The following is a 24,678-nucleotide window of genomic DNA, read 5'->3' as shown; positions in this document are numbered from 1 at the left end:
ACGAATTGAATAACCTCTTAGAGCTGTTTTTAATGATAGATTTCAAATATTCAATAAACCAGTAATAAATCAAAATTGAATTTAAACAAAAGAGGCTGTCCTTTTTCAGACAGCCTCTTTTATTTTAATGAAGTTTTATTTGAAAGCGGGGATTAATTATGAAACATTAAGACAATATCATTTCATTATACGGAACGATAGTTTTATATCCTTTTGAAACAAAATAGTCAGTTGGATTTTCAGTTGCAATCGCCATAACAAAATCACCTCCCCAAGCGCCAAGACTTTTTATCACGCCATTAAAATCAGGAAATAAAGATTCTTTTATGGTATGTGTTTCCAGAATAATACTCATTTGTACTTCGTGTTTTTGTATTGCTGTAGCAAAAGATTGAATCGTAGTGGCATTCAAAACTTCTGAAGTTATGTTGTCATTTAAAGCAATGGTTTTTGCCAGATTGTTTTTTTTATTTATGTTGTATGCCGCTATTGCGGTTTTACTGCTTTGCTTTTTGTTAAGGTATACAAAGTATAGGTTTTGTGTGAATTCTGGATTAAAGGTTACTTTTTCAACAATGGGAATCCCTTGTTCCAGATGATATATAATAGGAGTGTCGTTTTGTGCGCACGCAATATCATAACCGCTACCTCCAAAACTGTTTTTAAGCAGTGTAAACGCATCGATTTGCAGCCATTGAGCAATATTGTTTATCAAGGTCGATGATGTTCCCAGGCCCCAGCTTTTAGGAAATCCAAGTTCAGTAGTAATACGGTATCCTTCTGAATTTAAAATGAAATTCGGATTTAGTTTAAATGCTTCGTGTAAAATAGTAGTAAGTGTAGCCTTGACTGATTCGTTTTCAGTATTAACTTCTTTGGAAATATCAGAAAATAAAATAGTGTCTTCAAACCAAATACTTCCATCCGCATCATAACTTTTCCAAATGATTTCTTTGTTGCCTCCTTCTTCAATAATAAGGTTTTGCCCTTTTTTTGTGGGTAATGCAAAGGCTTTAGCTCCATCAAGAACCAGGTATTCTCCTGTGATTAAAAGTTTTCCGTTACTGTAAAATGTTTTTTTCATTGTCTTTGCGAGGAACGAAGCAATCTTATTTTTTGATGCTTCAAGATAAAAATTATTTTCTTAAACTTTCAATATAAGTCACCACGGCGCTATGTGAAACGGTATTTTTTTTGAAATATTTTTGGATTAAAATACGTTCTTCATCAGTGGCTTCAAACTGGTTGATGATGTTGTTCAAATGCATTTTCATGTGTCCTTCCTGAATTCCTGTTGTAGTTAAAGAACGTAAAGCGGCAAAATTTTGGGCCAAACCGGCTACGGCTACAAACTGCATTAATTCTTTGGCAGAGGGTTTTTCCAGCATTTCTAATGATAATTTTACTAATGGATGTAAGGAAGTCAAACCGCCAACAGTTCCTAATGCTAAAGGAATTTCCAACCAAAAAGTAAAAATGCCATTTTCGATTTTGGCATGGGAAAGACTGGAATATTTTCCATTTCGGGAAGCATAGGCATGAATTCCGGCTTCGACGGCACGGAAATCATTTCCTGTTGCCAGAACTACGGCATCCACTCCGTTCATGATTCCTTTATTGTGCGTTACAGCACGGTATGGTTCGACTTCAGCAATTTGAACGGCTTGGACAAATTTCTCTGCAAATTCTAGAGGATTTAGAATGTGTTTTTCTTCTAAATCAGCAATCAGGCAAGAAACTTCGGCTCTTACGATGCAATTTGGAACATAGTTCGAAAGGATGCTCATTACAACTTCAATGTCTTTCTCCGTTTCCGTGAACAAGTCATAATTATGTGCTTCTTCTTTTAATGTTTTGGAAAATTGTTCCAGACACGAATTGATGAAATTAGCTCCCATGCTGTCTTTGGTTTCAAAAGTAGCATGCAGCTGAAAATAATTGGGCAATAAATCGGTTTTGTCTTTTAGGGTGATGTCTAAAATTCCGCCACCGCGTTTTTGCATATTTGTGGTAATCGATTCTGTTTCTGATAAAAATTTGCTTTTGTGTTGAGCAAAAAACAAATTCAATTTTGACACATCGCCTTTATAGATAAAATGAACCTGCCCAATTTTTTCAGTATTTATTACGGTTGCTTTAAATCCGCCACGCGTTGACCAAAACTTAGCAGCTTTTGCGGCAGCGGCAACCACAGAGCTTTCTTCAATTGCCATAGGAATCGTGCTGTATTTTCCATTAATCAGGAAATTAGGAGCAACTCCCAGCGGAATGTAGAAATTGGTTATCGTGTTTTCGATGAATTCATCGTGTAATTTCTGTATTTTTTCATCAGAATTCCAGTAGTTTTTCAGCAAGGAAATGGCTTCTAGAGGTGTTGAAAAATATTGATTGGCAATCCATTTAATTTTTTCTTCTTTGGATAATTTAGAAAATCCGCTAATGGCCTTATTCATTCTCAATAGATTATATTATGTATACTTGCAAAGATACGCTTTTAGCTGTTTTGTTTACTATGTTAATATCCTCAATAAATGGGTGTTTATAATATTGTTTTTAACATTTAACACATCGAATGTGAAATTATTGTAAATTTTTCACTAAAATTGACGGTTTTTATATTTAAAGAAATATCATGTATTCGAAAAAAATTATTGCATTATTTTTATTCTTGTGTTTTACTGTCGTTGGTCAACAAAAAATCACAATTGATGAACTTTATAACGGTACATTTCGTGCTCAAGGAATGGATGAATTACAATCCATGAAAAATACAAATCAATACACTGTATTGAATTTAGACAACCAGTCCAGAAGTATGCAAATCGATTTGTACGATTTTGCAACTTTAAAAAAAGTAGCTACACTTATAGATACAAAATTCCACAAAGAACTTTTAAACGGGATTGATAGTTACACGTTTGATGCTTCAGAAAAAATGATTCTATTAGCTTGCAATACCAATCAAATCTTCCGTCACTCCTTTACTGCTGATTATTATTTGTACGATATAGCAAGTAAAAAATTAAAAAAGTTATTTGATTTTCAGGTTCAGGAACCTACTTTTTCACCTGATGGAAAAAAGATTGCTTACGCCAAAGAAAATAATCTGTATGTATATGATTTAGCTTCTAATAAATCGACTCCAATTACTACAGAAGGAAAAAAAAACAGCATTATTAACGGTATTACGGATTGGGTTTACGAAGAAGAATTTGCTTTTGTAAAAGCTTTTGACTGGAGCGCTGACAGCAAAAAAGTAGCCTACATTCGTTTTGACGAAAGTCAGGTTCCGGAATTTTCGATGTCCATGTTTGGAAAAGAGTTGTATCCAATGATGCAAACCTTTAAATATCCAAAAGCCGGTGAGAAGAATGCATTAGTTTCGCTACATATTTATGATGTAAATTCGAATGCGGTAAAAAATGTAAATCTTGGTAATTATAATGATTTTTATATTGCCAGAATGAAATGGACAAGTGACGCGAATACATTGTCTGCACAGGTATTGAATCGTCATCAAAATAATTTGGATTTGTTATTTATCGACGGTAATACAGGAGCTGCAAAAGTAGTTTTGAACGAAAAAGACAAAGCGTATGTTGATGTGACAGATAACTTGACTTTCTTGAAAGACAACAGTTTTATTTGGACTTCAGAAAAAGACGGTTTCAATCATGTTTACTTATATGACAAGAACGGGAAATTGAAAAACCAACTGACCAAAGGAAAATGGGAAGTAACTAATTATTATGGTTTAGACGAAAAGACAAATACGGTTTTCTATCAGTCTGTAGAAAATGGATCTATTAATAGAGATGTTTACAGAATAGGTCTTGACGGAAAAAACAAAATGCGTTTGTCGCAAAATACAGGAACGAATGCAGCGACATTCAGTCCGAATTTTCAATACTACATCAACACGTTTTCTAGTGCGTCTCAGCCTACAACTTATACATTGAACGAAGCTAAAGCTGGAAAACAAGTTCAAGTTATTGAGAACAATGAATCATTGGCTGCAAAGCTAAAAAGCTATAATTTACCGGCTAAAGAGTTTTTTGTTTTAAAAACAGCAAAAGGGAATGAATTAAATGCTTGGATGATTAAACCGAAAGATTTTGATTCTGCTAAAAAATATCCTGTTTTTATGTACCAATATTCTGGTCCAGGTTCGCAACAAGTGAATAATGAGTGGAACAGTACGGATGATTATTGGTTTATGATGTTGTCACAACAAGGGTACATTGTTGCTTGTGTTGATGGACGCGGAACTGGTTTTAAAGGAGCTGATTTCAAAAAAGTGACTCAATTGCAACTAGGAAAATACGAAGTGGAAGATCAAATTGATGCCGCCAAAGTAATAGGAAATTACGCATTTGTTGATAAATCTAGAATTGGTATATTTGGCTGGTCGTATGGTGGTTTTATGGCGTCTAATTGTATCATGAAAGGAAACGATGTTTTCAAAATGGCAATTGCTGTAGCTCCGGTTACAAACTGGAGATTCTATGACAGTGTGTACACGGAACGTTACATGACGACACCACAGGAAAATGCGAGCGGATATGATGATAATTCACCAATAAACCATGTGGATAAATTGAAAGGAAAATTTCTTTTGATTCACGGTTCAGGAGATGATAATGTGCATGTTCAAAATTCCATGCAAATGATGGAAGCTTTGATTCAGGCTAATAAACAATTTGATTCCCAAATTTATCCAGACAATAATCACGGGATTTATGGCGGTAAAACCAGAATTCAATTGTACACAAAAATGACTAATTTTATCAAAGAAAATTTATAACAGCGCTTTATGACAAACGACGCATTGAATAAGGAAGAATTTTTTGGACATCCAAAGGCGCTTTTTATATTGTTTTTTACCGAGATGTGGGAACGGTTTTCGTTCTACGGTATGAAAGCCTTATTGATTTTTTATCTGACAAAGTACCATTTGTTTTCAGATACTTCTGGGAATTTACTCATTGGAAGCTACGCTGCACTCGTATACGCAGTGCCCGTTTTAGGGGGTTTTATAGCGGATCGTTATTTAGGATTTAGAAAAGCCATTGTTTTTGGAGGTATTATGCTTGTGTTAGGGCATATTGGAATGGCTTATGAAGGGAATGCCGCAACTGAATCTATTACTGGCGAAATTACGCGTGATGAAACTGCCTTGCAAATATTTTATTTTTCATTATCCTTAATTATTGTCGGAGTTGGTTTTCTAAAAGCCAATATTTCTTCATTAGTAGGGGAATTATATGAAACAGGTGATAAAAGAAGGGATTCTGGATTTACTTTGTTTTACATGGGAATCAACTTAGGTTCCTTTTTGGCTACGCTAATTTGTGTTTGGCTTGGTGAAAAATATGGTTGGAGTTATGGTTTTGGTGCAGCTGGAGTCGGAATGTTTTTTGGACTATTGACTTTTATTTCCGGAAGGAAATTATTAATGGGCAAAGGAGAGTCAAATAACCCCTCTTTCTTAGAAAACAAATCGTTTGGACTTAAAAATGAGTGGTTAATTTATGTGGGAAGTGTTTTATCAACATTATTGTTTTGGCAAATGGTTCAAAATCATGATGCGGTTTCATGGGCTTTAAAAATTGCGGGTGGTATTTCCTTTATTTATATTGTTTATTATGCGATCACACAGTTAGACGGAAAAGCACGTCATCAATTGATTGCTTTAACCATTTTGATTGTATTTACAATTGTATTCTGGGCATTGTTTGAACAAGCGTATACTTCCATGAATTTATTTGCTGACCGGATTTTAGACCGAACGATATTTGGTTATGAAGTTTCTGCTGGACAGTTCTTAAGTTTTAATGCCTTATTCATAATTTTGCTAGCTCCTGTTTTTGCTTGGATATGGCCAAATTTAGGAAAATACAATCCTAATACAGCAGTAAAATTTGCTTTAGCATTAGCTCTAGTTGGTTTAGGCTTTGGAGCGTTAGTGATGGGGATAAATCTTTCTGGCACAGGAAAAGTAGCGGCAATTTGGCTAATATTAGCATATTTTTTACATACCTGCGGAGAATTGAGTTTGTCACCAGTAGGTCTTTCTGCAGTGACTAAATTATCCCCGGCAAAAATCGTTGGGTTCATGATGGGCGTTTGGTTTTTGGCGACAGCCAGCTCGGAATTTATTGCTTCCATTTTAGCTAACATAGCTTCTGTGGATACTTCAAATGGTACAGCACCTGATTTGAATTTAGCAAAACAGAGTTACTTAGTACTTTTTGAATATTTATTTTATACAGGACTCGGTTTCGGATTACTACTATTAGTACTTTCGCCAATAATCAAAAAATTAATGCACGGAGTAGACAAAGAATTAAATAATTAATAATATGAGTGAAAATACTACAGACCAATTTTTTAAAAGTACCGTTTTAGGACATCCAGCGGGATTATTCGTTTTGTTTTTCACAGAGATGTGGGAACGTTTCTCATTCTACGGAATGCGTTCTTTATTGATATTATTTTTAACCGCTTCTTTTACAGATGGTGGTTGGGAATGGACTCGTGAAAATGCTTCTGCATTATTTGGATCCTACGTAGGATTGGTTTATTTATCCACGATGTTAGGTGGTTATTTTGCCGATAAAGTGATAGGTTTTAGATGGGCAGTTGTTGTAGGTGCCAGTTTGATGACTTTAGGACACGCTTCTATGGCTGTTGAAACAGAATTTTCTATTTATTTAGGATTAGTATTGTTAGTTTTTGGAAATGGTTTTTTCAAGCCAAACATGACATCAATCGTTTCTGAAATGTACAAAGACCGTCCTGAGAAGAAGGATGGTGCTTATACATTGTTCTACATGGGTGTAAATGCCGGGGCTTTCTTTGGTATTTTACTTTGTGGTTATTTAGGAGAAAAAGTAGGTTGGACGTATGGTTTTGGTCTTGCTGGAATTTTTATGTTCTTTGGAATGTTACAGTTTTGGTTGTCACAAAATATCTTTGGAGACATTGGTTTAAAACCAAACAAAGAAAGCAAAGCGAAAGCAGAAGCTTTGGATACGGATAAAAGAAATCCTTTTTCGCCAATACAATTAGCGGCTATTGCATTTTCATCATTATTAGCTTTATTGTGGCTTTTAAATGATCCTGCTTCCAAAATATCCGGAGGGAAAGTAAATGTTTTTTCTTTCTTAGGACCAAATGGTAATTCGATTGCTATAGTTTCAGCATTGGTTGTGTTTATTATATTATTGATTTACAGATTTACCCAATATTCTAAAATCACTAAAGAAAAATTAATAGCAGTTACATTCTTTGCATTCCTGACTATTTTCTTTTGGGCGATTTTCGAACAATCTCCAAACAGTTTAACCATTTTTGCAAATGATTATACGGATCGAGTTTTAACGGGTAATTGGAGTGTGGTATTCTTAGTGATGAATTCATTGATTACTATTTTACCATTAGTAATTATTACTTGGGTATTGATTTTATTATTCAAACAAACGTTTAAACTTTATGCTGTTGCAAATATTATTCTAAGTGTAAGTTTTATAATTATTTGGGCAATAGCAATATGGATGTTGGCTAAAGATTATTATACTGCAGGATATTTATCACTGTCAGATGAAACCTTACAGGCTTTGAAAATTGATAAAGTAACTACAGCATTGACCGAAGTTCCAGCAACATGGTTTTCTACCTTAAATTCCTTGTTTATTATTTCATTAGCACCATTATTTTCAAAATGGTGGGAAAGTAAATACAACCCTTCGGCTAATTTAAAATACGGAATCGGAATGGGATTATTAGCGCTTGGTATGGCTTGTGTCGCTTTTGGCGCAAACGGAATCGAAGCGGGTGCAAAAACAGCTTCTGTAAGTATGATTTGGCTTATTTTGGTTTATCTTTTCCATACTATGGCTGAATTGTGTATCTCGCCGGTAGGATTGTCTTATGTGAGTAAATTAGTTCCTGCAAGAATGATTGCATTTATGTTTGGAGTTTGGTATCTTGCAGTTGCAATAGGAATGAAAGGGGCAGGGATGTTCGGAGAAAATATTGATAAAATTGCCAATGAGCATGGATTGAGTTATTTCTTCTGGATGTTGGCAATAATATCTATTGCAGTGGCTTTATTCTCAATTTTGATGGGGCCGGTAATTAAGAAATTAATGCATGGTGTCCGATAATTTTTAGGCATCGTTTTTGATTTGTCAATAATTAAAAATAATAATTATGAAGAAAATAATAGTTGCTTTGTTATTGTTTGCGGGATCATTTGCCGTAGAAGCACAGGAATTAGTTTGGGAAACCAATGTCATTAAGGCTATGGAAGTTTCTAATAAAACTAAAAAACCAATGTTATTGTTTTTTACCGGTAGCGATTGGTGTGGTTGGTGTATCAGGTTACAAAAAGAGGTTTTGAAAACTCCTGAATTTGCTGCTTGGGCCAAAGAAAATGTGGTTCTGGTAGAATTAGATTATCCTAGAAAAGCACCACAAACTCCTGAGATTAAAAAACAAAATGACGAATTACAACAAGTTTTTGCTATTCAAGGATTCCCTACAGTACATTTTGCTAATGTTACAACTGTAGATGGCAAAGTGAATTTTCAAGGTCTGGGAAGTACAGGATATGTAGCTGGCGGACCATCTGCATGGTTAGCTGTTGCAAATGAATTTCTTCAGAAGAAATAATTAGTCATTCAATTTATAATATCCCTTTTCACTCGTAGCGTGAAAAGGGATTTTTTGTTTTAAGCAAGTCGCTTTCCACTGTTTTTGAATGGTTTTATAATTGGAGGCATCTGCTACGACCATCTTTGGTTTTATAGTCTGCAACAGGCGTTCAAAATTTATTTTGGGAGATTGAGTCAGTACAATGATATCCGGATTCATGTTTTTTGGAAAAACTCCGGAACTGTCTAAAATGAAAATCTTTTTCCCATTGAAATAAAAAAGGTTTTGCAGTACTTTTTTCCCTCTAAGACTACTTAAATTCCCAATTCGGTACGACTTTAATACATCGTTTTTTTGAGCGGCTTTCAAAATACTGTCATTAGCATAGACCGTAATATTTTCCCCTTTTCGTTCTGCTAGTAGTGTGTTTCTTTTGATGTTAAAAACAATCCATTCTTGTTCGTTTTGAATGTTCCATTGAATATCCAGATATGAGATTTGTACAATGATGATTGAAACCAGTGTCATTACTAATCTGTTAAAACTTGGTTTCTTGAGCCAAATAATTGCAGTAAATAATAGCAAGTAACTACTAAGCAACAAATAAAAATGCAATGGAATGTCTTGAATTATAAATTGTTCTAAAGATGCGATCACATTAATGACTTTATTCAAGTAATAAATGCTCCATTCCAGTAATTGTGAAAGGAATATTGGAATGCTGTTAAGTGCCGCTAAAAGCATTACTAAAACGCCCAAAACCATAATGATGCTCAATACTGGAATGATAATCAGATTGGTTACAAAAAACAAACCCGGAAATTGATGGAAATAATAAATACTCAACGGTAAAGTTCCTAATTGTGCGGCAAACGAAACAGTGAGTATGTCCCAAATGTATTTTGAAACCTTGTTTTTTGGTAACCAAATAGAGGCCAAAAGCGGCTGCAACCAAATAATGAAAAATAATGCTAAATAGCTCAACTGAAAACCAACATCAAATAGAAAAGACGGTTCAAAAAGCAGGATCAGTAAGATGGAAACTAATAAGGTATGGTAAATATTGACGCTTCTACGTAAATGATTTCCAATGGCAACAAACGAAAACATGGTTACGGAACGCACTACTGAAGGCGCTAAACCAGCTATTATTCCGAAAGTGAATAATGAGGCGAGAATAATAAGTAGTTTTATGAATGAACCCCGTTTAGTATTAGGAATAGGCTTTAGAATAAAAGTGACAAAAATCAAAATGAATCCAATATGCAGTCCCGATACCGATAAAATATGCACTGCTCCGGCATATTGATAATCCCGAATGATTTCCGGTGAAATATCCTGTTGTTGTCCCATTATTAATGCTAAGGCAACATTTAATTCGGTTTTGTTGAAGTTGTTTTTTTCTAAATTATGAATAATTCTGGTTCTTAATTTAGAGGAATAATACCAGATGTTTTTCTCGATTTCAGTTCCAATTTTGATTTCATCCACATCAGCATACAGTTGCGCATAGATTTGTTTGTTTTCGAGGTATTTGCTGTAGTTAAATTGGTTCGGATTATTAGGTGGTTTGTTTTTTGATAAAATCCCTTTAATAAGTAGAGGTGTTCCAATTTCGAATTGATGATGTAAACTGTCCTTTTGAATGTTTAGGATGACTTTTCCCGTTTGTTTTTTCTCATTTACATGGTTAATAATGACAATGTAGCGGTCACTAAACGGAGAGCTTTTTAGCTTTTCGCGGATGATTATGGAAATAGATTGCGGTTTTTCAAAAATAGTCGTATTGTGAATGTAATTGCTTTTTTGAAAATGGTCAATGTGAATTATTTGTGTAGAAATCCCGATAAGAAAAGACAAGAGATACGTTGTCAGACCAAAATAGAAAACATTTTTGCTTTTGTTTTTAAATAAAAAATACAACATTCCAAAAACACTAATGGATATTGAAAGTAAGATTAAGAGTAATGATAGCGGTGGATGAAAGTAATAGGCGAAAAGAATTCCTGAAATAAATCCAATTGTTATTCTCGCTAAAGGAAAATGGAGTACTTTCATATATCTAAAGTACGATTTTTTAGCAAGAAAAAACTTTATTTTTAAAAGTTATACAGCTTTTCAGCTTGACTATAGCACCCGATTTAATTGTACAAAGGTTTTTTTATAATAGGGTTCTTTTGTAGAGGAAATAATTACTCCTTTTGAAGTAGACGAATGGATAAATTTTATCTCATCATCATTGACTTCAATGACGATTCCTACGTGATTTATCTGTGAATTCTTATTGGTTTTAAAAAATATTAAGTCTCCTTTCTGTGCCTCTCCGCGTTCTGTATTGATAACCTCACCAATTTTTGACTGTTGATAAGAGCTACGGGGAAGGGTTATATTATGTGAACTAAAAATGGTGAACATCAAACCGGAACAATCAAAACCTGCTTTTGTTGTGCCTGCATATTTGTATTTTACTCCAAGATTTTCAGCTGCCGCATCAATCAATTCTTCTGCAAGACGATTTGTTTTTCTTTTATCGGATTTCGTTAATTTCTCTTTTTTGGTGTCTGATTTTTTAGAAGTAACTATTGGGGAAGTCGATTTACAAGCCGTAAAAAAAACAAGAATCAATAATAGAAATGCGAAATGTTTCAAAAGAATATATTTTTGATGAATTTAAATAGTCCCAAATTAGTTGTAAACTATTGTAAATCAGAAACAATGAATTTAGCGGTTTTCTCGCTGGCGCCAATGCCTCCTAATTTGTCTTCTAATAACGCATATTTTTCTAAAAGCGTATTGCGATGATTGGGTTCCAGGATTTTTTTCAGTTCTTCACTAATGCGTTTTGTGTTACATTCCTCCTGAATTAATTCGGTGACTACTTCTTCATCCATTATCAAGTTTACTAATGAGATGTATTTGAGCGTGATGATTCGTTTCGCAATTTGGTAGGAAGCCCAGCTGCCTTTATAACAAACGATTTCCGGAACTTTAAACAGTGCCGTTTCCAGAGTTGCAGTTCCTGAAGTGACTAATGCGGCAGTTGAATTTCGCAATAAATCGTATGTTTTATTGGAGATGAATTTTATGTTTTTATGAGAAATGAAATTTTTATAAAAAGAAAAATCCTGACTTGGAGCGCCGGCAATTACAAATTGATAGTCGGGAAAATCATTGACAACACTCAACATTACAGATAGCATTTTAGTGATTTCCTGTTTCCTGCTTCCCGGTAAAATAGCGATAATTGGTTTTTCGTCTAATTGATTTTCTTTTCTAAAAAGGATAGGGTCAACTGCGGGTTGGTTGTGAATAGCATCAATCAGCGGATGTCCAACAAACTCAACAGGGAAATGATGTTTGTCCTCGTAGAATTGTTTTTCGAAAGGTAAAATCACATACATTTTATCAATATCGTGTTTGATGTCGGTAATTCTGCTTTCTTTCCAAGCCCAGATTTGAGGGGAAATATAATAGTGTGTTTTCATACCTAACCCTTTGGCCCATTTTGCTATGCGCAAATTGAAACCTGGATAATCTATAAAAATAAGAACATCGGGCTGAAACTCAAGAATATCTTTTTTGCATATTTTGATGTTATTCAAAATAGTTTTTAAATTAAAAATCACTTCGATAAAACCCATAAACGCTAATTCCCGATAGTGTTTCACTAAAGTACCACCAACGTTTTTCATCAAATCGCCACCCCAAAATCGGATGTCAGCATTTGGATCTTTTTTATACAGTTCTTTCATCAAATTTGAACCGTGCAAATCACCTGAAGCTTCACCCGCTATAATATAATATTTCATGCTTTCTTGATTAGGAGTTTATAAACTTGGATTTCAAACCTATAAAATCATATTTATTTTAATAATCTGTTTTTCTATTTGCAAAGATAAACTAATATGACTGTCCGCAAAGCGGACTAAATTTACAGGACGCAAACTCTTTGAAAAAGTTAGCCACGAATTACACAAATTTTCACTAATTTTTTAAAAATTAAAATAAGAATTCGTGGTAATTCGTGTAATTTGTGGCTGAACTAATTTGTTGGTATTAGTTACGAATAGTCATCTAAACTAATAACATTTCTTAAATAAACATAGTGATAATTGCCATTATTATTACAGCTAAAACCACACCGCGAGCCATTGTTTCTTTGTTTATTTTGAGTAAAACACCAAATGCTACTAGTGTAAGAATGGAACCCAATGTTATGATTTTGCCTAAATTTCCCTGTGATTTCATAATTTGAATTCCGGCAATGAAATTAAATTCAGTAAAAAAAGTTATAAAAATATAACTCCCAAGCAGGGTAGTGGCAAATCCAATTAAAAATCCGATAAACAAGTCTGTTTTATTCATTCCATTTCCAGGTGTTAAGTTGTTGTACCGCATGATGCGCCGTCAAGTCAAATTGAACAGGAACGACGGATATATATCCATTTTGCAAAGCCCATTCATCAGTGTCTTCACCTTTGTCTTGGTTTACAAATTCTCCGGCAAGCCAGTAATAATCCCTTCCTTGTGGTGTTTTTCTTTTGTCAAATTTCTCTACCCAAATTGCTTTCGCTTGACGACAAATTCGGATTCCTTTAATGTCTTTCTCTTCTAATTTTGGAAAATTCACATTCAAAACCACTCCTTCCGGCAGTCCATTTTCTAAAACCTCTAATGATATTTTTCGAATAAAAGATTTTATAGTGTCAAAATTAGCATTCCAATCATAATCCAATAAAGAGAAACCAATGGCTGGAATTCCTTCTATACCCGCTTCTACAGCGGCACTCATCGTTCCGGAGTAAATTACATTTATGGAAGAATTTGATCCGTGATTGACACCGGAAACACATAAATCCGGTTTTCGTTTCAAAATTTCATTTACGGCAAGTTTTACACAATCTACTGGTTATTCTATAAAGGGATCATTTTCTTTAGAAATTTTATTCAAATATAAAGTACTGTTTATAGTAATAGCATGACCCATGGCGCTTTGAGGATTGTCAGGCGCTACCACAACGATTTCGCCTATTTCTGCCATAACGGCAATTAATGCTCTAAGTCCGGGTGCCGAAATACCGTCATCATTGGTTATTAAAATTAAAGGTCTGTCTTTTTTCATTGTTTTATATTTCAAAAAGGGATTGATTATTGATAATTTTGAAGACAAATGTAATAACACAGAATGGAATGTGTAAACAAAAGATAAAAATATGTTATGTTGATTCATTTAACTTAAAACAAAAGAACATTTTTATATCTTTAACAAAAATTTATGGAGGCCTAGCCACTGTTGGCATAGTTTTTACCGTAACTTACATTAAAAGATTCATGAATACTATTATTAACTTTATGAAAAGAAATTATAAAATACTTCTTGTTGTTGTATGCCTTTCGGTGACATTATTCGCCTTCAAAATGAATGCGAAACAATCATCCGATCCCGAAAAAGATAAATTGCTTTTAGAGTTATTGACGTTTGTTATAGAGAAAGGGCATTATAGCCCGGCTACAATTGATGATACGTTCTCTAAAGGAATATATAAAGATTATATCGAAGCACTAGATCCGTCAAAGAGATTCTTTTTGCAATCAGATATTGATGAATTTTCAAAATTTGAAACGCAATTAGACGATCAGCTATTGAATAAGGATTTGACTTTTTTCAACTTGACATACGAACGTTTAATTAAGCGTATGGAAGAAAGCAAAAAGATTTATAAAGATGTTTTGAGTACCCCTTTTGACTATTCAGTTGAAGAAAGTTTCAACATTGATTATGAAAAAGCACCTTACTCTAAAAATGTTGCTGAACTTAGCGATAAATGGCGTAAGCAAATCAAATTATCTACCCTTTCATCCCTTGTTGACAAACAAAAGTTAGAAGAAGATAAAAAGAAAAATGATGCTACTTATCAAGTTAAATCTTTTGATGCTTTAGAAAAAGAAACTAGAGAAAGTTCTGCAAAATCATTAGATGAATATTTTGGTTTCATTAAAGATTTAGATAGAAATGACTGGTTTTCAGTGTATGTAAATTCTATAACAGCACGTTTTGATCCGCATACTAATTATTTAGCAGCAGAAGATAAAGAACGTTTTGATCAAAGTATCAGCGGTAAATTAGAAGGAATTGGAGCTCGTTTACAAAAGAAAAATGATCTTACTGAGATTTCTGAACTTATTTCTGGAGGTCCGGCCTGGAGAGGAAAACAGTTAGAAGCAGGAGACTTGATCATGAAAGTAGCTCAAGGTAATGGTGAAGCGGTTGATGTTGTAGGGATGCGTTTGGATGATGTTGTGAAGAAAATTAAAGGGCCTAAAGGTTCAGAAGTTCGTCTTACTGTGAAAAAAGTGGACGGAACCATTAAGATTATTTCTATCATCAGAGATATTGTTGAAATAGAAGAAACGTATGCGAAATCCAGTATTGTAAACAAAAATGGACTTAAATACGGAGTGATTTATTTACCAAAATTTTATATTGATTTTGAAAATAAAGACGGAAGAGATGCAGGAAAAGATATTGCTATAGAAGTTGACCGATTAAAAAAATCAGGTGTAAACGGAATTATTCTTGATGTTCGTGATGATGGTGGTGGATCTTTGTCGACTGTTGTTGATATTGCGGGATTGTTTATTGAACAAGGTCCAATTGTGCAGATTAAATCAGCAGGAAGGCAAAAAGAAGTTCTTTATGACAGAGATAAAAAAATTGAATGGGATGGTCCTTTAGTAATTATGGTAAATAGTTTCTCGGCTTCGGCTTCAGAGATTCTGGCTGCTGCAATTCAGGATTATAAAAGAGGAATCGTTATTGGAAGTAAGCAAACCTATGGTAAAGGAACAGTACAAAATGTATATGACTTGAATACTTTTGTACGCAATAGTGCAGTAGGGGATTTGGGTGCCATAAAAACCACTACGCAAAAATTTTATAGAATAAATGGTGGGTCTACTCAACTAGAAGGTGTTCAAAGCGATATTGTTATGCCGGACAGATATGCTTATTTAAAAATGGGTGAACGTGATATTGATAATGCAATGCCTTGGGATAAAATTGATCAGGCAGATTATAGTGTTTGGAATAATAATGCCAACTTTAATCAAGCAATTGCCAATAGTAAAAACAGAATTAGTAAAAATCCACAGTTCCAATTAATTGAGGAAAATGCAAAATGGATTGATAGTAGAAGTGAAGAGAATGTTTATAGTTTAAATATTGACAAATTTAAGATTGCTCAAGCTGAAATTGAAGAGAAAGCTAAAAAATATAAGCCAATCGTAAATTACAAAAATACATTGACTTTTACTTCTTTACCTTATGAAGCTGAAATAATGAGTAAAGACGCTTCTTTGAAAGAAAAAAGAGAAATCTGGCATGAATCTTTATCTAAAGATATTTATGTAGAAGAGGCAATTAATGTTTTGGACGATTTACAACCTAAATCAATTTCGAAAAAAGAAATTCCTGTTAAAATGAAAAAAAATAAACTAGCAAAATCTTAAAAAGGAATTTGTTAGTTCATAAAACATACAAGTATTAGTAACTATTACGCTCCAGAAATTCAATGAGAATTTTTGGAGCGTTTTTAATTTGAGTAAATTATTGATAATTAAAATAGCTTTAAGATGACTTTTTTAGTCAATTTAGACTGCTTGTTTTGATTTTAAAAACAGAAGTATCCTTAACATAGTTAGCAATGAAAAATAGAAAATTATTCGCGTTGATATTTATTATTCTTTACGGGATCCTTTTTTCTTCCTGTAAAAAGGATTTGGATGCAGGAAATCCAGATGCATCGAATGGGAGAAAGGAAGGAGACTTAATTCAGGTTATTAGTGCTGAGAATAGTAGTGCAAGGTTAGTGGGAAATTTTGATTTTTTGCCCTCATCTACAACCAATCAAGTTGTGCAGCATAAGTATTACACTTTGTCCTATAATGAAGCTCATGAACAGGCAGAGTGGGTGGCTTATGAGCTGAAGAAAAACTATATTAAGAATAATGACCTTAAGCGTCCTTTTTTTATTGAGGATACAAAAGTAAAAACGGGTTCTGCTGATTGGAGAAATTATAAAAAGTCAATTTATGATAAAGGGCATCTTTGTCCTGCAGGTGATATGGAGTTTGCTTTAGATGCTTATAACGAAACTTTTTTCACTTCAAATATTTCTCCTCAAGTGCGTAATTTTAATAACGGTGTCTGGAATAGATTAGAACAAAAAGTACGTTATTGGGCTGTAAAATATGATGGAATTTATGTGATTACGGGTGGAGTTTTAGAATCTTCATTAATGACAATAGGTAAAGAGAAGGTTTCGGTTCCTAAGTTTTTTTATAAAATTTTATTGGATAATTCTGGTGGCAACATGAAAATGATTGGTTTTCTGATTCCCAATTCAGAAAGTGATAAACCACTATATAGTTTTGTGGTTTCGGTTGATTATATCGAAAAAATGACCGGAATTAACTTCTTTCCAAAATTGAATGACAACATTGAGAATCAATTGGAAAAAAGGACAGATTATAAAAATTGGAGTTTTAATTAACTCTACTGGGAATAAGAATTTTTAAAGTTTCTGTTTTTGCAAAGAGGTAAGCGTATAAATAATTGAAATAAAACTATATACAAGAATAAAATCTTGATAATTAAAACCTATTTAATTACCACTCGTTTACTTTATTGGCGTCCATTTTTATAAATATAAACAACAATATTGTAAAGCCCCAAAGTCCCGAACCTCCGTAAGAGAAGAAAGGAAGCGGAACCCCAATTGTTGGGAAAATACCAACTACCATCGCTATATTTACAAAGAAATGTGTAAATAAAACCCCTGCAACACAATATCCATATACCCTGCTGAATTTTGTTTTTTGTCTTTCTGCCAAGTATATTATTCTAAGAAATAAACCTGAAAAAAGGGCGATAACAACTAAAGAGCCAACAAATCCCCATTCTTCACCCACTGTTGTGAAAATATAATCTGTATGTTGCTCAGGAACAAATCCGCCTTTGGTTTGTGTTCCTTCAAGAAACCCTTTTCCAAACCAACCCCCAGAACCAATGGCTATTTCGGATTGATTGGTGTTATAACCGATTCCTTTCAGATCGACGGTTTTGCCTAAAAGTATATTAAAACGATCCCTGTGATGTTGTTTAAATACATTTTCGAAAACATAGTTTACAGACAGTACAAATCCAGAAATAACCACTAAAAGGATGCTGCTCAGAACAATATTTCTATCGGCTAATCTTGATTTTAAATGAACTAATATTAATGTAACTAATGCTATAAGAATTACGTATTGTGGCTCTAATATCAGTGTTAATACAAATAAAAGGATGGTAATAAATCCTGTCCAAACATACCATGACGGTAGCCCTTCGCGGTATAAAACGATGATGAATATGCTATATATTAAAGCACTTCCGGGGTCAGGTTGCGGAAGTATCAGGATTACAGGCAAAAGAATTATTGCAAGAGCTTGTACCTGCCTATTGACTTCTTTTAAATTGATCTGGGTGTCACTTAAATATTTCGCTAAGGCTAAAGCTGTAGCCGCTTTTGCAAATTCAGAAGGTTGAATCGTGAAACTGCCTATTGCATACCAACAACGTTGACCCGCTATGGTTTTACCAAATAAAAACAATCCGGCTAATGTAAGTAAGGAAATTCCAAAAATGATACTTGCATATTTTTCATAAAACTTACCGTCAACAGAAAGCACAATAAAAATTAACGGGATAGTCAATATAATGAATATAAGCTGTTTCTCATGAGTGTCCTCCATTGATGAGAGCGAAGACGAATAGATATTTAGCCAACCCAAAATAACTAATGAAACATAGATTATTATGCTTATCCAGTCAATGTTATTTGTTATGCTTTGGTTTTTCATCTGAATTAAATAGCTTGTTTATTCGATTTTGTGGTATCTGTTTTTGCTTTCACTGTTGGAATAGTTGTTTTCTTTTTTAGAAGAGAATCGCTAATTCTTAATTGTAATTTTACGGCTTCTGACAGTCCTCCTAATTTAGCATATCGACTTTGTAAACTTGTTGCAAGAATTCTTTTTTCCAGATCTACTCGGGTGATTTTTTGTCTTAAATATTTTTCTATCATCAAACTGGCAATTGGTCCAGCTATAGTTGCTCCATATCCACCATTTTCAACCATAACTGCAATTGCAATTTTGGGATTGTCTTTTGGTGCAAAAGCTACAAATATTGAATGGTCTTCCATTTTTACGCGTACTCCTCCAATTTTAGCAAAATTTTCTGCTGTTCCAGTCTTACCACAAATATCAATTCCTTCCACTCGTAGGGATCTTGCTGTTCCTAAGTTGTAAACATCAAATAAACCGCTGATAATTGGTTTGAAATGTTTTTTATCAATTGTGGTTTCATGTTTGGTAGTGAATTTTTCGTCAATTTTGTGACCTTCAATTTTTTTGATGATATGAGGCGTATAATAATGACCTTCATTCGCAACTGTTGCCATCATATTCGCAAGCTGAATAGGTGTCATAAGTACTTCCCCCTGTCCAATAGAATTAGAAACAATAGTAGTACTTCTCCAGCCACCGTTAGGATAAATGCGTTTGTATGTTTTTGAATCGGGTACGTTTCCTTTTTTACCAGTTGGTAAATCATATCCCATGAATTGTCCCAGACCAAAACTTTTCACGTGTTTGCTCCAAATATCAACCGCTTGTGCAGGTTTTGAATATTTATTTATGGTCTTCATGTAAGCCGTTGCAAAATAGGAGTTGCAAGATTCAAAGATACCTCGGTGTAATTGAAGTGCGCCTCCATGACAGTGGCATCCCATAAAACGTCCTCTTGCATAGCTAAAACCACGATTGCAAAAAACAGTAGTATTGTCATCAATTACTCCTTCTTGTAATGCTACAAGTCCAGTTAAAATCTTGAATGGAGATCCCGGTGGATATTCAGCCAGCAAACCTCTGTCATAAAGTGGTTTTGCTATGGAATCGCGATATAATTCAGTATAATTCTTAGATCGTTGTCTTCCTACTAATATTCCGGGGTCATACGATGGAGCAGTTACAAGCGCCAATATTTCACCGGTACTAGGCTCAATTGCTACAATTCCACCTCGTTTATTAATCATTAATTCCTCCCCATATTTTTGAATTTCAGCATCTATGGTCAGATTTATGTCTTCTCCTTGAACAGCGATAGTGTCGTATTTCCCATCTTTATAAGAACCTATTTCCCTGTTGTATTTGTCTTTTTGAATGTATTTTACGCCTTTCACTCCGCGTAAAAGATCTTCATAGCTTTCTTCAACTCCTTGTTTTCCAATTAAGTCACCGCTATTATAATATGGGTTTTTGGCAACTAGTTTTTCATTTACCTGAGTGATGAATCCAAAAATATTGGCTCCAAAATCTACTTCATAATCACGAAGGGAACGTTTTTGAAAATAAAAACCTTCATATTTTCTTATTTTTTCTTGAAACGCAGCAAATTCACTTTTGTTTAACTGAGATAAAAAAACAGATGGCAAGCGCGGACTGTATACAGTAGCTTTTTCAATTTTTTTAATGAAATCTTCTTTTGTGATATTCAATAATTGACAAAATTCTAAAGTATCAATATTTTTGACTTCTCTAGGAATGACCATGATGTCATAAGATGCTTGGTTTGCAACTAATAACTTTCCTTTTCTATCATACATATATCCTCTTTCAGGATATTCATACTTTTTTTTAATGGCATTGTTTTCAGACTTTAGTTTTAAAGTGTCGTCAACAATCTGCAAATAAAAGATACGCATTACAAGCAAAGATGTAGCTATAATGATTAAAGAAGGCAACAAGACTTTTCTCATCTTTTGTTCGGCTTAATAAGATATATTATGATAATGCAAATAATGATTGTGAATACAGTACTTAATAATGTTCTAATTAGTATATCAAAAATAAAGCTAAACTGGAATGCTTCCAGTAAAAATAACGTAAAATGGTGAATAACAACAGAAAGTAATATGAAAGAGAATCTTTCAGGTGTCAAAACGTCATTTAATTTTACAGTTTGATATTCATAACTTAGACCAAAAGCAAATTTAAAAATAGCGGGTCTAAAATAGGCTAGAACTAAACATGCAGTGGCATGTATTCCGCCTGAATTGCTAAACATATCCATAATAAGTCCAAGTATGAAACTCGCCACTACAAGACCAGATTTGTTTCCGTTTACAGGGTAAAGTATTATAAACAATATATAAGGGAAAGGACTTATATAACCCAGAAAATTCATATTGTTGAATATGATAATTTGAACTGCCAATAACAGAATAAATCGAAAAATATTGACTAACAATGCGCTATTCATCCTTTTCTCTTTTTTCTAAATTAATGATTTCTTCACGATCTTTCCTTTTTATTATATAGACATGACCTAAATTTGTCATGTCGTTGAATAGTCTGACGTTTATTTTATAATAATTAGTTTCTTCTTCAGTATAGATATTTTCAATAGTACCTATTCCTATATTTTCTGGAAAAATTACAGATTGTCCGCCAGTTACGATTGTATCGCCTTTTCTTATCGCTGCTAATCTAGGAACATCTACCAATTGAACAAATCCAGTACTTTTTCCGTCCCAAACAAGTGACCCAAAGTGATTTGACTTTTTGATTTTGGCATTGATTTGAGATTTTTTATTCAGAATACTGATTACAGTCGAATAATTTGGAGATGTGTTTTCTATGATTCCAACAATTCCTAAACTGTTAATTACCCCCATATCTGGTTTTACACCTTGCAATTCTCCTGAATTCAAGGTTAAGTAATTTTCATGGACATTATAGGAGTTGTGTATTACTTTGGAAACAACAATGTCGTCTGGTTTTACCCCTTTAATACTGTCTAGTTTTTTTATTGCAGTAGTATCTTTACGATTGAATAGAAGGCTTCTTAGCTTTGCATTTTCAAGAGCAAGTGCATCATTTTGAGTTTTTAAATTCAAGTATTCGTTAAGGTTATTCACTTTTTCGTACACTCCGCCACTTAAAAAGTTTGCGGAACTAATTATTTTGCTTCTGTGGAAAGAATGGGATTGGATAGTTAGCGATAACGAGATACCCAAAAGCAGCAAAAACAGTAATCTATTACTGTTTTTAAAAATAAAATTAAATATTTGCTGCATTTCTTAACGGTATAATGTAAATAACTGTATGTCTTTTTTTGTAATCTAATTGTTATAAATTGACTTGTGCTTGAAGGCTTGCAAGTGTAACAAAAACGAATTACTTAATCAAAATGCTTTTAAATTTTGTAATGTTTTTAAGTGCCATACCAGTTCCTCTAACAACTGCTCTTAATGGATCTTCTGCAATGTAAACAGGTAAATCTGTTTTTTGCGAAATCCTTTTATCAAGACCTCTTAACATAGACCCTCCACCTGCAAGATAAATTCCTGTGTTGTAAATATCGGCTGCTAATTCAGGAGGTGTTTGTGATAAAGTTTCCATTACTGCATCTTCAATTCGTTGGATTGATTTGTCTAATGCTTTCGCAATTTCTCTATATGAAACTTCTACTTGTTTTGGTTTACCGGTAAGTAAATCTCTACCTTGGACTGACATGTCTTCTGGAGGAGTTTCTAAATCTTCAATAGCGGCACCAATTTGAATTTTGATTTTTTCAGCGGTACTTTCTCCAACAAAAAGATTGTGTTGTGTACGCATGTAATAAACGATGTCATTTGTAAATACATCACCAGCAATTTTTACTGATTTATCACATACAATTCCGCCTAATGCAATAACTGCAATTTCAGTTGTTCCGCCACCTATATCAACAATCATGTTTCCTTTTGGTTGCATGATGTCTATTCCAATACCTATTGCAGCTGCCATAGGTTCATGTATCAAATAAACTTCTTTACCATTTACTCTTTCACATGATTCTTTTACAGCTCTCATTTCCACTTCAGTAATACCTGAAGGGATACAAACAACCATTCTTAATGCGGGAGTAAACATTCTTTTTTTCAATGCCGGTATGCTTTTTATAAACATACTGATCATTTTTTCTGAAGCATCAAAATCAGCAATTACACCATCTTTCAAAGGTCTTATCGTTTTAATGTTTTCATGTGTTTTTCCCTGCATCATGTTGGCTTCTTTACCAACAGCGATGATTTTGCCTGAAACTCTATCACGAGCAACTATCGAAGGGCTGTCTATGACAACTTTATCATTATGTATGATTAAAGTGTTGGCGGTACCAAGGTCTATCGCAATATCCTCGGTCATGAAATCAAAAAATCCCATAAGTTTTTTAAGGGTTAAAAGTTATAAATTTGTGACGGGCAAAGTTAAACAAATTAATGTTTAAAATGACGAGTTCCTGTAAATACCATTGCAACTTTATTTTCATTACAATAATTAATACTCAATTCGTCTTTTATAGATCCTCCTGGCTGAATTACAGCAGTTATTCCGGCTTCTTTAGCGATTTCTACACAATCTGGAAAAGGGAAAAACGCGTCGCTTGCCATTACTGCACCATGCAAATCAAAGTGAAAATTATTCGCTTTTTCTATTGCTTGTTGCAAGGCATCAACTCTTGATGTCTGTCCTGTACCTGACGCAATAAGTGTACCGTTTTTTGCAAAAACAATCGTATTTGATTTTGTGTTTTTACAAATTTTAGAAGCAAAAATTAGATCCTGAATTTCTTGTTCAGTAGGTTCAGTTATAGTAACGGTTCTTAAGTCTTCTTTATTGTCGGTTATGTTGTTTCTTTCCTGAACTAAAATTCCGTTTAAGCAAGTACGAACTTGTTTTTGTGGTAATTCTACTTCGTTTTGGATTAATATAATTCGGTTTTTCTTTTCTTGTAAAATTGCAATGGCCTCAGTATCATATTCTGGAGCAATTACAACTTCGCAAAACAATTTGTTTATTTCTGAAGCAGTAGCAACATCAATTTTTGTATTCGAAATTAAAACACCTCCAAAAGCTGAAGTAGGATCGCAGGCCAAAGCCGCAAGATACGCTTCACTAATGGTATTTCTTGACGCTAAACCACAGGCATTATTGTGTTTTAATATAGCAAATGTAGGACCGTCATTTTTGAATTCATTAATCAAATTTACGGCAGCATCTACATCTAATAAATTATTATAAGACAATTCTTTTCCGTGAACTTTGTTGAACATTGCGTCAAAATTCCCGAAGAAAAATCCTTTTTGATGTGGGTTTTCGCCGTATCTCAAAACTTGACCGTTAGCAATACTTTGTTTGTATATTGTTTCGTCAGTGTTGAAATAATTGAATATCGCAGTGTCATAATGAGATGAAACATGAAATGCTTTTGTAGCCAATAATTTTCTGTCTTCCAATGTTGTAGCTCCATTTTGCTCTGTAATCAAGTCCAAAAGCAAACCATATTGGTCAACCGATGCTACAATTACAGTGTCCTTGAAGTTTTTTGCGGCAGCACGTATCAAAGAAATACCACCAATATCTATTTTTTCAATAATATCTGATTCACTAGCTCCGGAAGCTACTGTTTTTTCAAAAGGATATAAGTCAACAATTACTAAATCTATTTGTGGAATGTTGAACTCTATCATTTGTTGTACATCACTCTCGTTGTCTTGGCGGTTTAAGATTCCTCCAAAAACTTTTGGGTGTAATGTTTTTACTCTACCACCCAAAATAGAAGGGTAGGAAGTAACATCTTCAACAGGAATTACAGGTATTCCTAAATTTTTTATAAAATCCTCAGTCCCTCCAGTAGAATAAAGTGTAACATTTTGACTGTTTAGTTGTCTTACTATAGGTTCTAATCCTTCTTTTGAAAATACAGAGATTAATGCAGATTGAATTGTTTTTGTTGTGTTCATTATGTAGTTATAGTTATAAAGTGCAAAAATAGTTTTTTAATGTGAAAATTAAGCCATTTGAAAATGAGATAATGTGTAATTTTTACTCCTATTTCATTGGCAAAGGTAAAATAATTGATTCACACGGCAA

At 33.6% G+C, this 24,678-nt stretch carries 18 protein-coding genes and 1 pseudogene; 6 read left to right on the top strand and 13 right to left on the bottom strand.

Translation table 11 applies throughout. From position 1 onward, the window contains the following. Window positions 1–166: 166 nt before the first annotated feature. Both QLS31_RS08740 and QLS31_RS08735 read right to left on the bottom strand, forming a co-directional pair. Window positions 167–1,084 carry a GYDIA family GHMP kinase gene (locus tag QLS31_RS08740; protein ID WP_282743536.1) on the bottom strand — a complete coding sequence of 306 codons (918 nt, stop codon included), beginning with the start codon at window positions 1,082–1,084 and terminating at the stop codon, window positions 167–169. Window positions 1,085–1,136: 52 nt separating this feature from the next. Then, window positions 1,137–2,453 carry a hydroxymethylglutaryl-CoA reductase, degradative gene (locus QLS31_RS08735; protein WP_282743535.1) on the bottom strand — a complete coding sequence of 439 codons (1,317 nt, stop codon included), beginning with the start codon at window positions 2,451–2,453 and terminating at the stop codon, window positions 1,137–1,139. 179 nt (window positions 2,454–2,632) lie between these two features. Here QLS31_RS08735 and QLS31_RS08730 point away from each other — a divergent pair, with 179 nt between their 5' ends. The 4 genes from QLS31_RS08730 to QLS31_RS08715 are packed head-to-tail and all read left to right on the top strand — an operon-like array spanning window position 2,633 to window position 8,676. Then, window positions 2,633–4,804, top strand: a complete 2,172-nt coding sequence (locus tag QLS31_RS08730) for a S9 family peptidase (RefSeq protein WP_282743534.1) — start codon at window positions 2,633–2,635, stop codon at window positions 4,802–4,804. 9 nt (window positions 4,805–4,813) lie between these two features. After that, on the top strand, window positions 4,814–6,358 hold the full coding sequence (locus QLS31_RS08725) for an oligopeptide:H+ symporter (protein ID WP_282743533.1): 1,545 nt from the start codon (window positions 4,814–4,816) through the stop codon (window positions 6,356–6,358). A 4-nt stretch (window positions 6,359–6,362) separates the two neighbouring features. Next, window positions 6,363–8,168: a peptide MFS transporter gene (locus QLS31_RS08720; protein WP_282743532.1), complete on the top strand. Its 1,806-nt coding sequence runs from the start codon at window positions 6,363–6,365 to the stop codon at window positions 8,166–8,168. A gap of 46 nt (window positions 8,169–8,214) precedes the next feature. Then, window positions 8,215–8,676, top strand: coding sequence for a thioredoxin family protein (locus QLS31_RS08715; RefSeq protein ID WP_282743531.1), 462 nt, complete (start codon window positions 8,215–8,217; stop codon window positions 8,674–8,676). On the opposite strand, the gene QLS31_RS08710 is transcribed toward QLS31_RS08715, so the two are convergent. The 5 genes and pseudogenes from QLS31_RS08710 to surE form a co-directional block, all read right to left on the bottom strand. Further along, entirely contained in the window at window positions 8,677–10,716 is a 2,040-nt protein-coding gene (locus tag QLS31_RS08710) for a ComEC/Rec2 family competence protein (protein ID WP_282743530.1), read from the bottom strand. Between the two features lie 69 nt (window positions 10,717–10,785). Further along, window positions 10,786–11,307: a C40 family peptidase gene (locus QLS31_RS08705; RefSeq protein ID WP_282743529.1), complete on the bottom strand. Its 522-nt coding sequence runs from the start codon at window positions 11,305–11,307 to the stop codon at window positions 10,786–10,788. 47 nt (window positions 11,308–11,354) lie between these two features. Next, window positions 11,355–12,467 carry a lipid-A-disaccharide synthase gene (gene lpxB / locus QLS31_RS08700; RefSeq protein WP_282743528.1) on the bottom strand — a complete coding sequence of 371 codons (1,113 nt, stop codon included), beginning with the start codon at window positions 12,465–12,467 and terminating at the stop codon, window positions 11,355–11,357. Window positions 12,468–12,750: 283 nt separating this feature from the next. Further along, window positions 12,751–13,023, bottom strand: a complete 273-nt coding sequence (locus tag QLS31_RS08695) for a hypothetical protein (protein ID WP_282743526.1) — start codon at window positions 13,021–13,023, stop codon at window positions 12,751–12,753. Continuing rightward, window positions 13,016–13,780: pseudogene (gene surE, locus QLS31_RS08690) on the bottom strand (5'/3'-nucleotidase SurE). The gene QLS31_RS08695 and the pseudogene surE overlap by 8 nt, the downstream one beginning before the upstream one ends. A 209-nt stretch (window positions 13,781–13,989) precedes the next feature. Between surE and QLS31_RS08685 the strand changes: the two are divergent. Together QLS31_RS08685 and QLS31_RS08680 are read left to right on the top strand one after the other, a co-directional pair. After that, window positions 13,990–16,167, top strand: coding sequence for a carboxy terminal-processing peptidase (locus QLS31_RS08685; RefSeq protein ID WP_282743525.1), 2,178 nt, complete (start codon window positions 13,990–13,992; stop codon window positions 16,165–16,167). A 194-nt stretch (window positions 16,168–16,361) separates the two neighbouring features. Then, window positions 16,362–17,210, top strand: coding sequence for a DNA/RNA non-specific endonuclease (locus QLS31_RS08680; RefSeq protein ID WP_282743524.1), 849 nt, complete (start codon window positions 16,362–16,364; stop codon window positions 17,208–17,210). Between the two features lie 115 nt (window positions 17,211–17,325). Here QLS31_RS08680 and rodA read toward each other — a convergent pair whose 3' ends face one another. The 6 genes from rodA to purH all read right to left on the bottom strand — a co-directional run bounded on the left by rodA (window position 17,326) and on the right by purH (window position 24,548). Further along, window positions 17,326–18,561, bottom strand: a complete 1,236-nt coding sequence (gene rodA, locus QLS31_RS08675; RefSeq protein ID WP_282717319.1) for a rod shape-determining protein RodA — start codon at window positions 18,559–18,561, stop codon at window positions 17,326–17,328. Window positions 18,562–18,566: 5 nt separating this feature from the next. Beyond that, the gene (gene mrdA / locus QLS31_RS08670; RefSeq protein ID WP_282743523.1) at window positions 18,567–20,519 is read right to left on the bottom strand and encodes a penicillin-binding protein 2; all 1,953 of its coding nucleotides are present in this window, start codon (window positions 20,517–20,519) and stop codon (window positions 18,567–18,569) included. After that, window positions 20,516–21,022, bottom strand: a complete 507-nt coding sequence (locus tag QLS31_RS08665) for a rod shape-determining protein MreD (RefSeq protein ID WP_099713618.1) — start codon at window positions 21,020–21,022, stop codon at window positions 20,516–20,518. The genes mrdA and QLS31_RS08665 overlap by 4 nt, the downstream gene beginning before the upstream one ends. Next, window positions 21,015–21,839, bottom strand: a complete 825-nt coding sequence (gene mreC, locus QLS31_RS08660; protein ID WP_282743522.1) for a rod shape-determining protein MreC — start codon at window positions 21,837–21,839, stop codon at window positions 21,015–21,017. Before mreC ends, QLS31_RS08665 begins: the two co-directional genes overlap by 8 nt. Window positions 21,840–21,939: 100 nt before the next feature. After that, a complete protein-coding gene (locus QLS31_RS08655) occupies window positions 21,940–22,968 on the bottom strand; it encodes a rod shape-determining protein (RefSeq protein WP_035668436.1) in 1,029 nt (342 codons plus the stop codon). A gap of 53 nt (window positions 22,969–23,021) precedes the next feature. Beyond that, a complete protein-coding gene (purH, locus tag QLS31_RS08650) occupies window positions 23,022–24,548 on the bottom strand; it encodes a bifunctional phosphoribosylaminoimidazolecarboxamide formyltransferase/IMP cyclohydrolase (RefSeq protein WP_282743521.1) in 1,527 nt (508 codons plus the stop codon). Window positions 24,549–24,678 lie beyond the last annotated feature (130 nt).

It is taken from the genome of Flavobacterium sp. XS2P24 (assembly GCF_030010285.1).
GTDB lineage: Bacteria > Bacteroidota > Bacteroidia > Flavobacteriales > Flavobacteriaceae > Flavobacterium > Flavobacterium algoritolerans.
Note: the sequence above shows the minus strand (reverse complement) of the source record. Positions and strands in the feature narration are given on the sequence as shown.

Bases quoted from the DNA above. Each gene is read 5' to 3' on its own strand.
- QLS31_RS08710 (WP_282743530.1), bottom strand. From the start codon at position 10,716: ATGAAAGTACTCCATTTTCCTTTAGCGAGAATAACAATTGGATTTATT.
- mrdA (WP_282743523.1), bottom strand. From the start codon at position 20,519: ATGAGAAAAGTCTTGTTGCCTTCTTTAATCATTATAGCTACATCTTTG.
- purH (WP_282743521.1), bottom strand. From the start codon at position 24,548: ATGAACACAACAAAAACAATTCAATCTGCATTAATCTCTGTATTTTCA.
- QLS31_RS08725 (WP_282743533.1), top strand. From the start codon at position 4,814: ATGACAAACGACGCATTGAATAAGGAAGAATTTTTTGGACATCCAAAG.
- lpxB (WP_282743528.1), bottom strand. From the start codon at position 12,467: ATGAAATATTATATTATAGCGGGTGAAGCTTCAGGTGATTTGCACGGT.
- mreC (WP_282743522.1), bottom strand. From the start codon at position 21,839: ATGCAGCAAATATTTAATTTTATTTTTAAAAACAGTAATAGATTACTG.
- QLS31_RS08655 (WP_035668436.1), bottom strand. From the start codon at position 22,968: ATGGGATTTTTTGATTTCATGACCGAGGATATTGCGATAGACCTTGGT.
- QLS31_RS08685 (WP_282743525.1), top strand. From the start codon at position 13,990: ATGAATACTATTATTAACTTTATGAAAAGAAATTATAAAATACTTCTT.
- QLS31_RS08730 (WP_282743534.1), top strand. From the start codon at position 2,633: ATGTATTCGAAAAAAATTATTGCATTATTTTTATTCTTGTGTTTTACT.
- QLS31_RS08695 (WP_282743526.1), bottom strand. From the start codon at position 13,023: ATGAATAAAACAGACTTGTTTATCGGATTTTTAATTGGATTTGCCACT.
- QLS31_RS08665 (WP_099713618.1), bottom strand. From the start codon at position 21,022: ATGAATAGCGCATTGTTAGTCAATATTTTTCGATTTATTCTGTTATTG.
- QLS31_RS08735 (WP_282743535.1), bottom strand. From the start codon at position 2,453: ATGAATAAGGCCATTAGCGGATTTTCTAAATTATCCAAAGAAGAAAAA.
- QLS31_RS08680 (WP_282743524.1), top strand. From the start codon at position 16,362: ATGAAAAATAGAAAATTATTCGCGTTGATATTTATTATTCTTTACGGG.
- QLS31_RS08740 (WP_282743536.1), bottom strand. From the start codon at position 1,084: ATGAAAAAAACATTTTACAGTAACGGAAAACTTTTAATCACAGGAGAA.
- rodA (WP_282717319.1), bottom strand. From the start codon at position 18,561: ATGAAAAACCAAAGCATAACAAATAACATTGACTGGATAAGCATAATA.
- QLS31_RS08715 (WP_282743531.1), top strand. From the start codon at position 8,215: ATGAAGAAAATAATAGTTGCTTTGTTATTGTTTGCGGGATCATTTGCC.
- QLS31_RS08720 (WP_282743532.1), top strand. From the start codon at position 6,363: ATGAGTGAAAATACTACAGACCAATTTTTTAAAAGTACCGTTTTAGGA.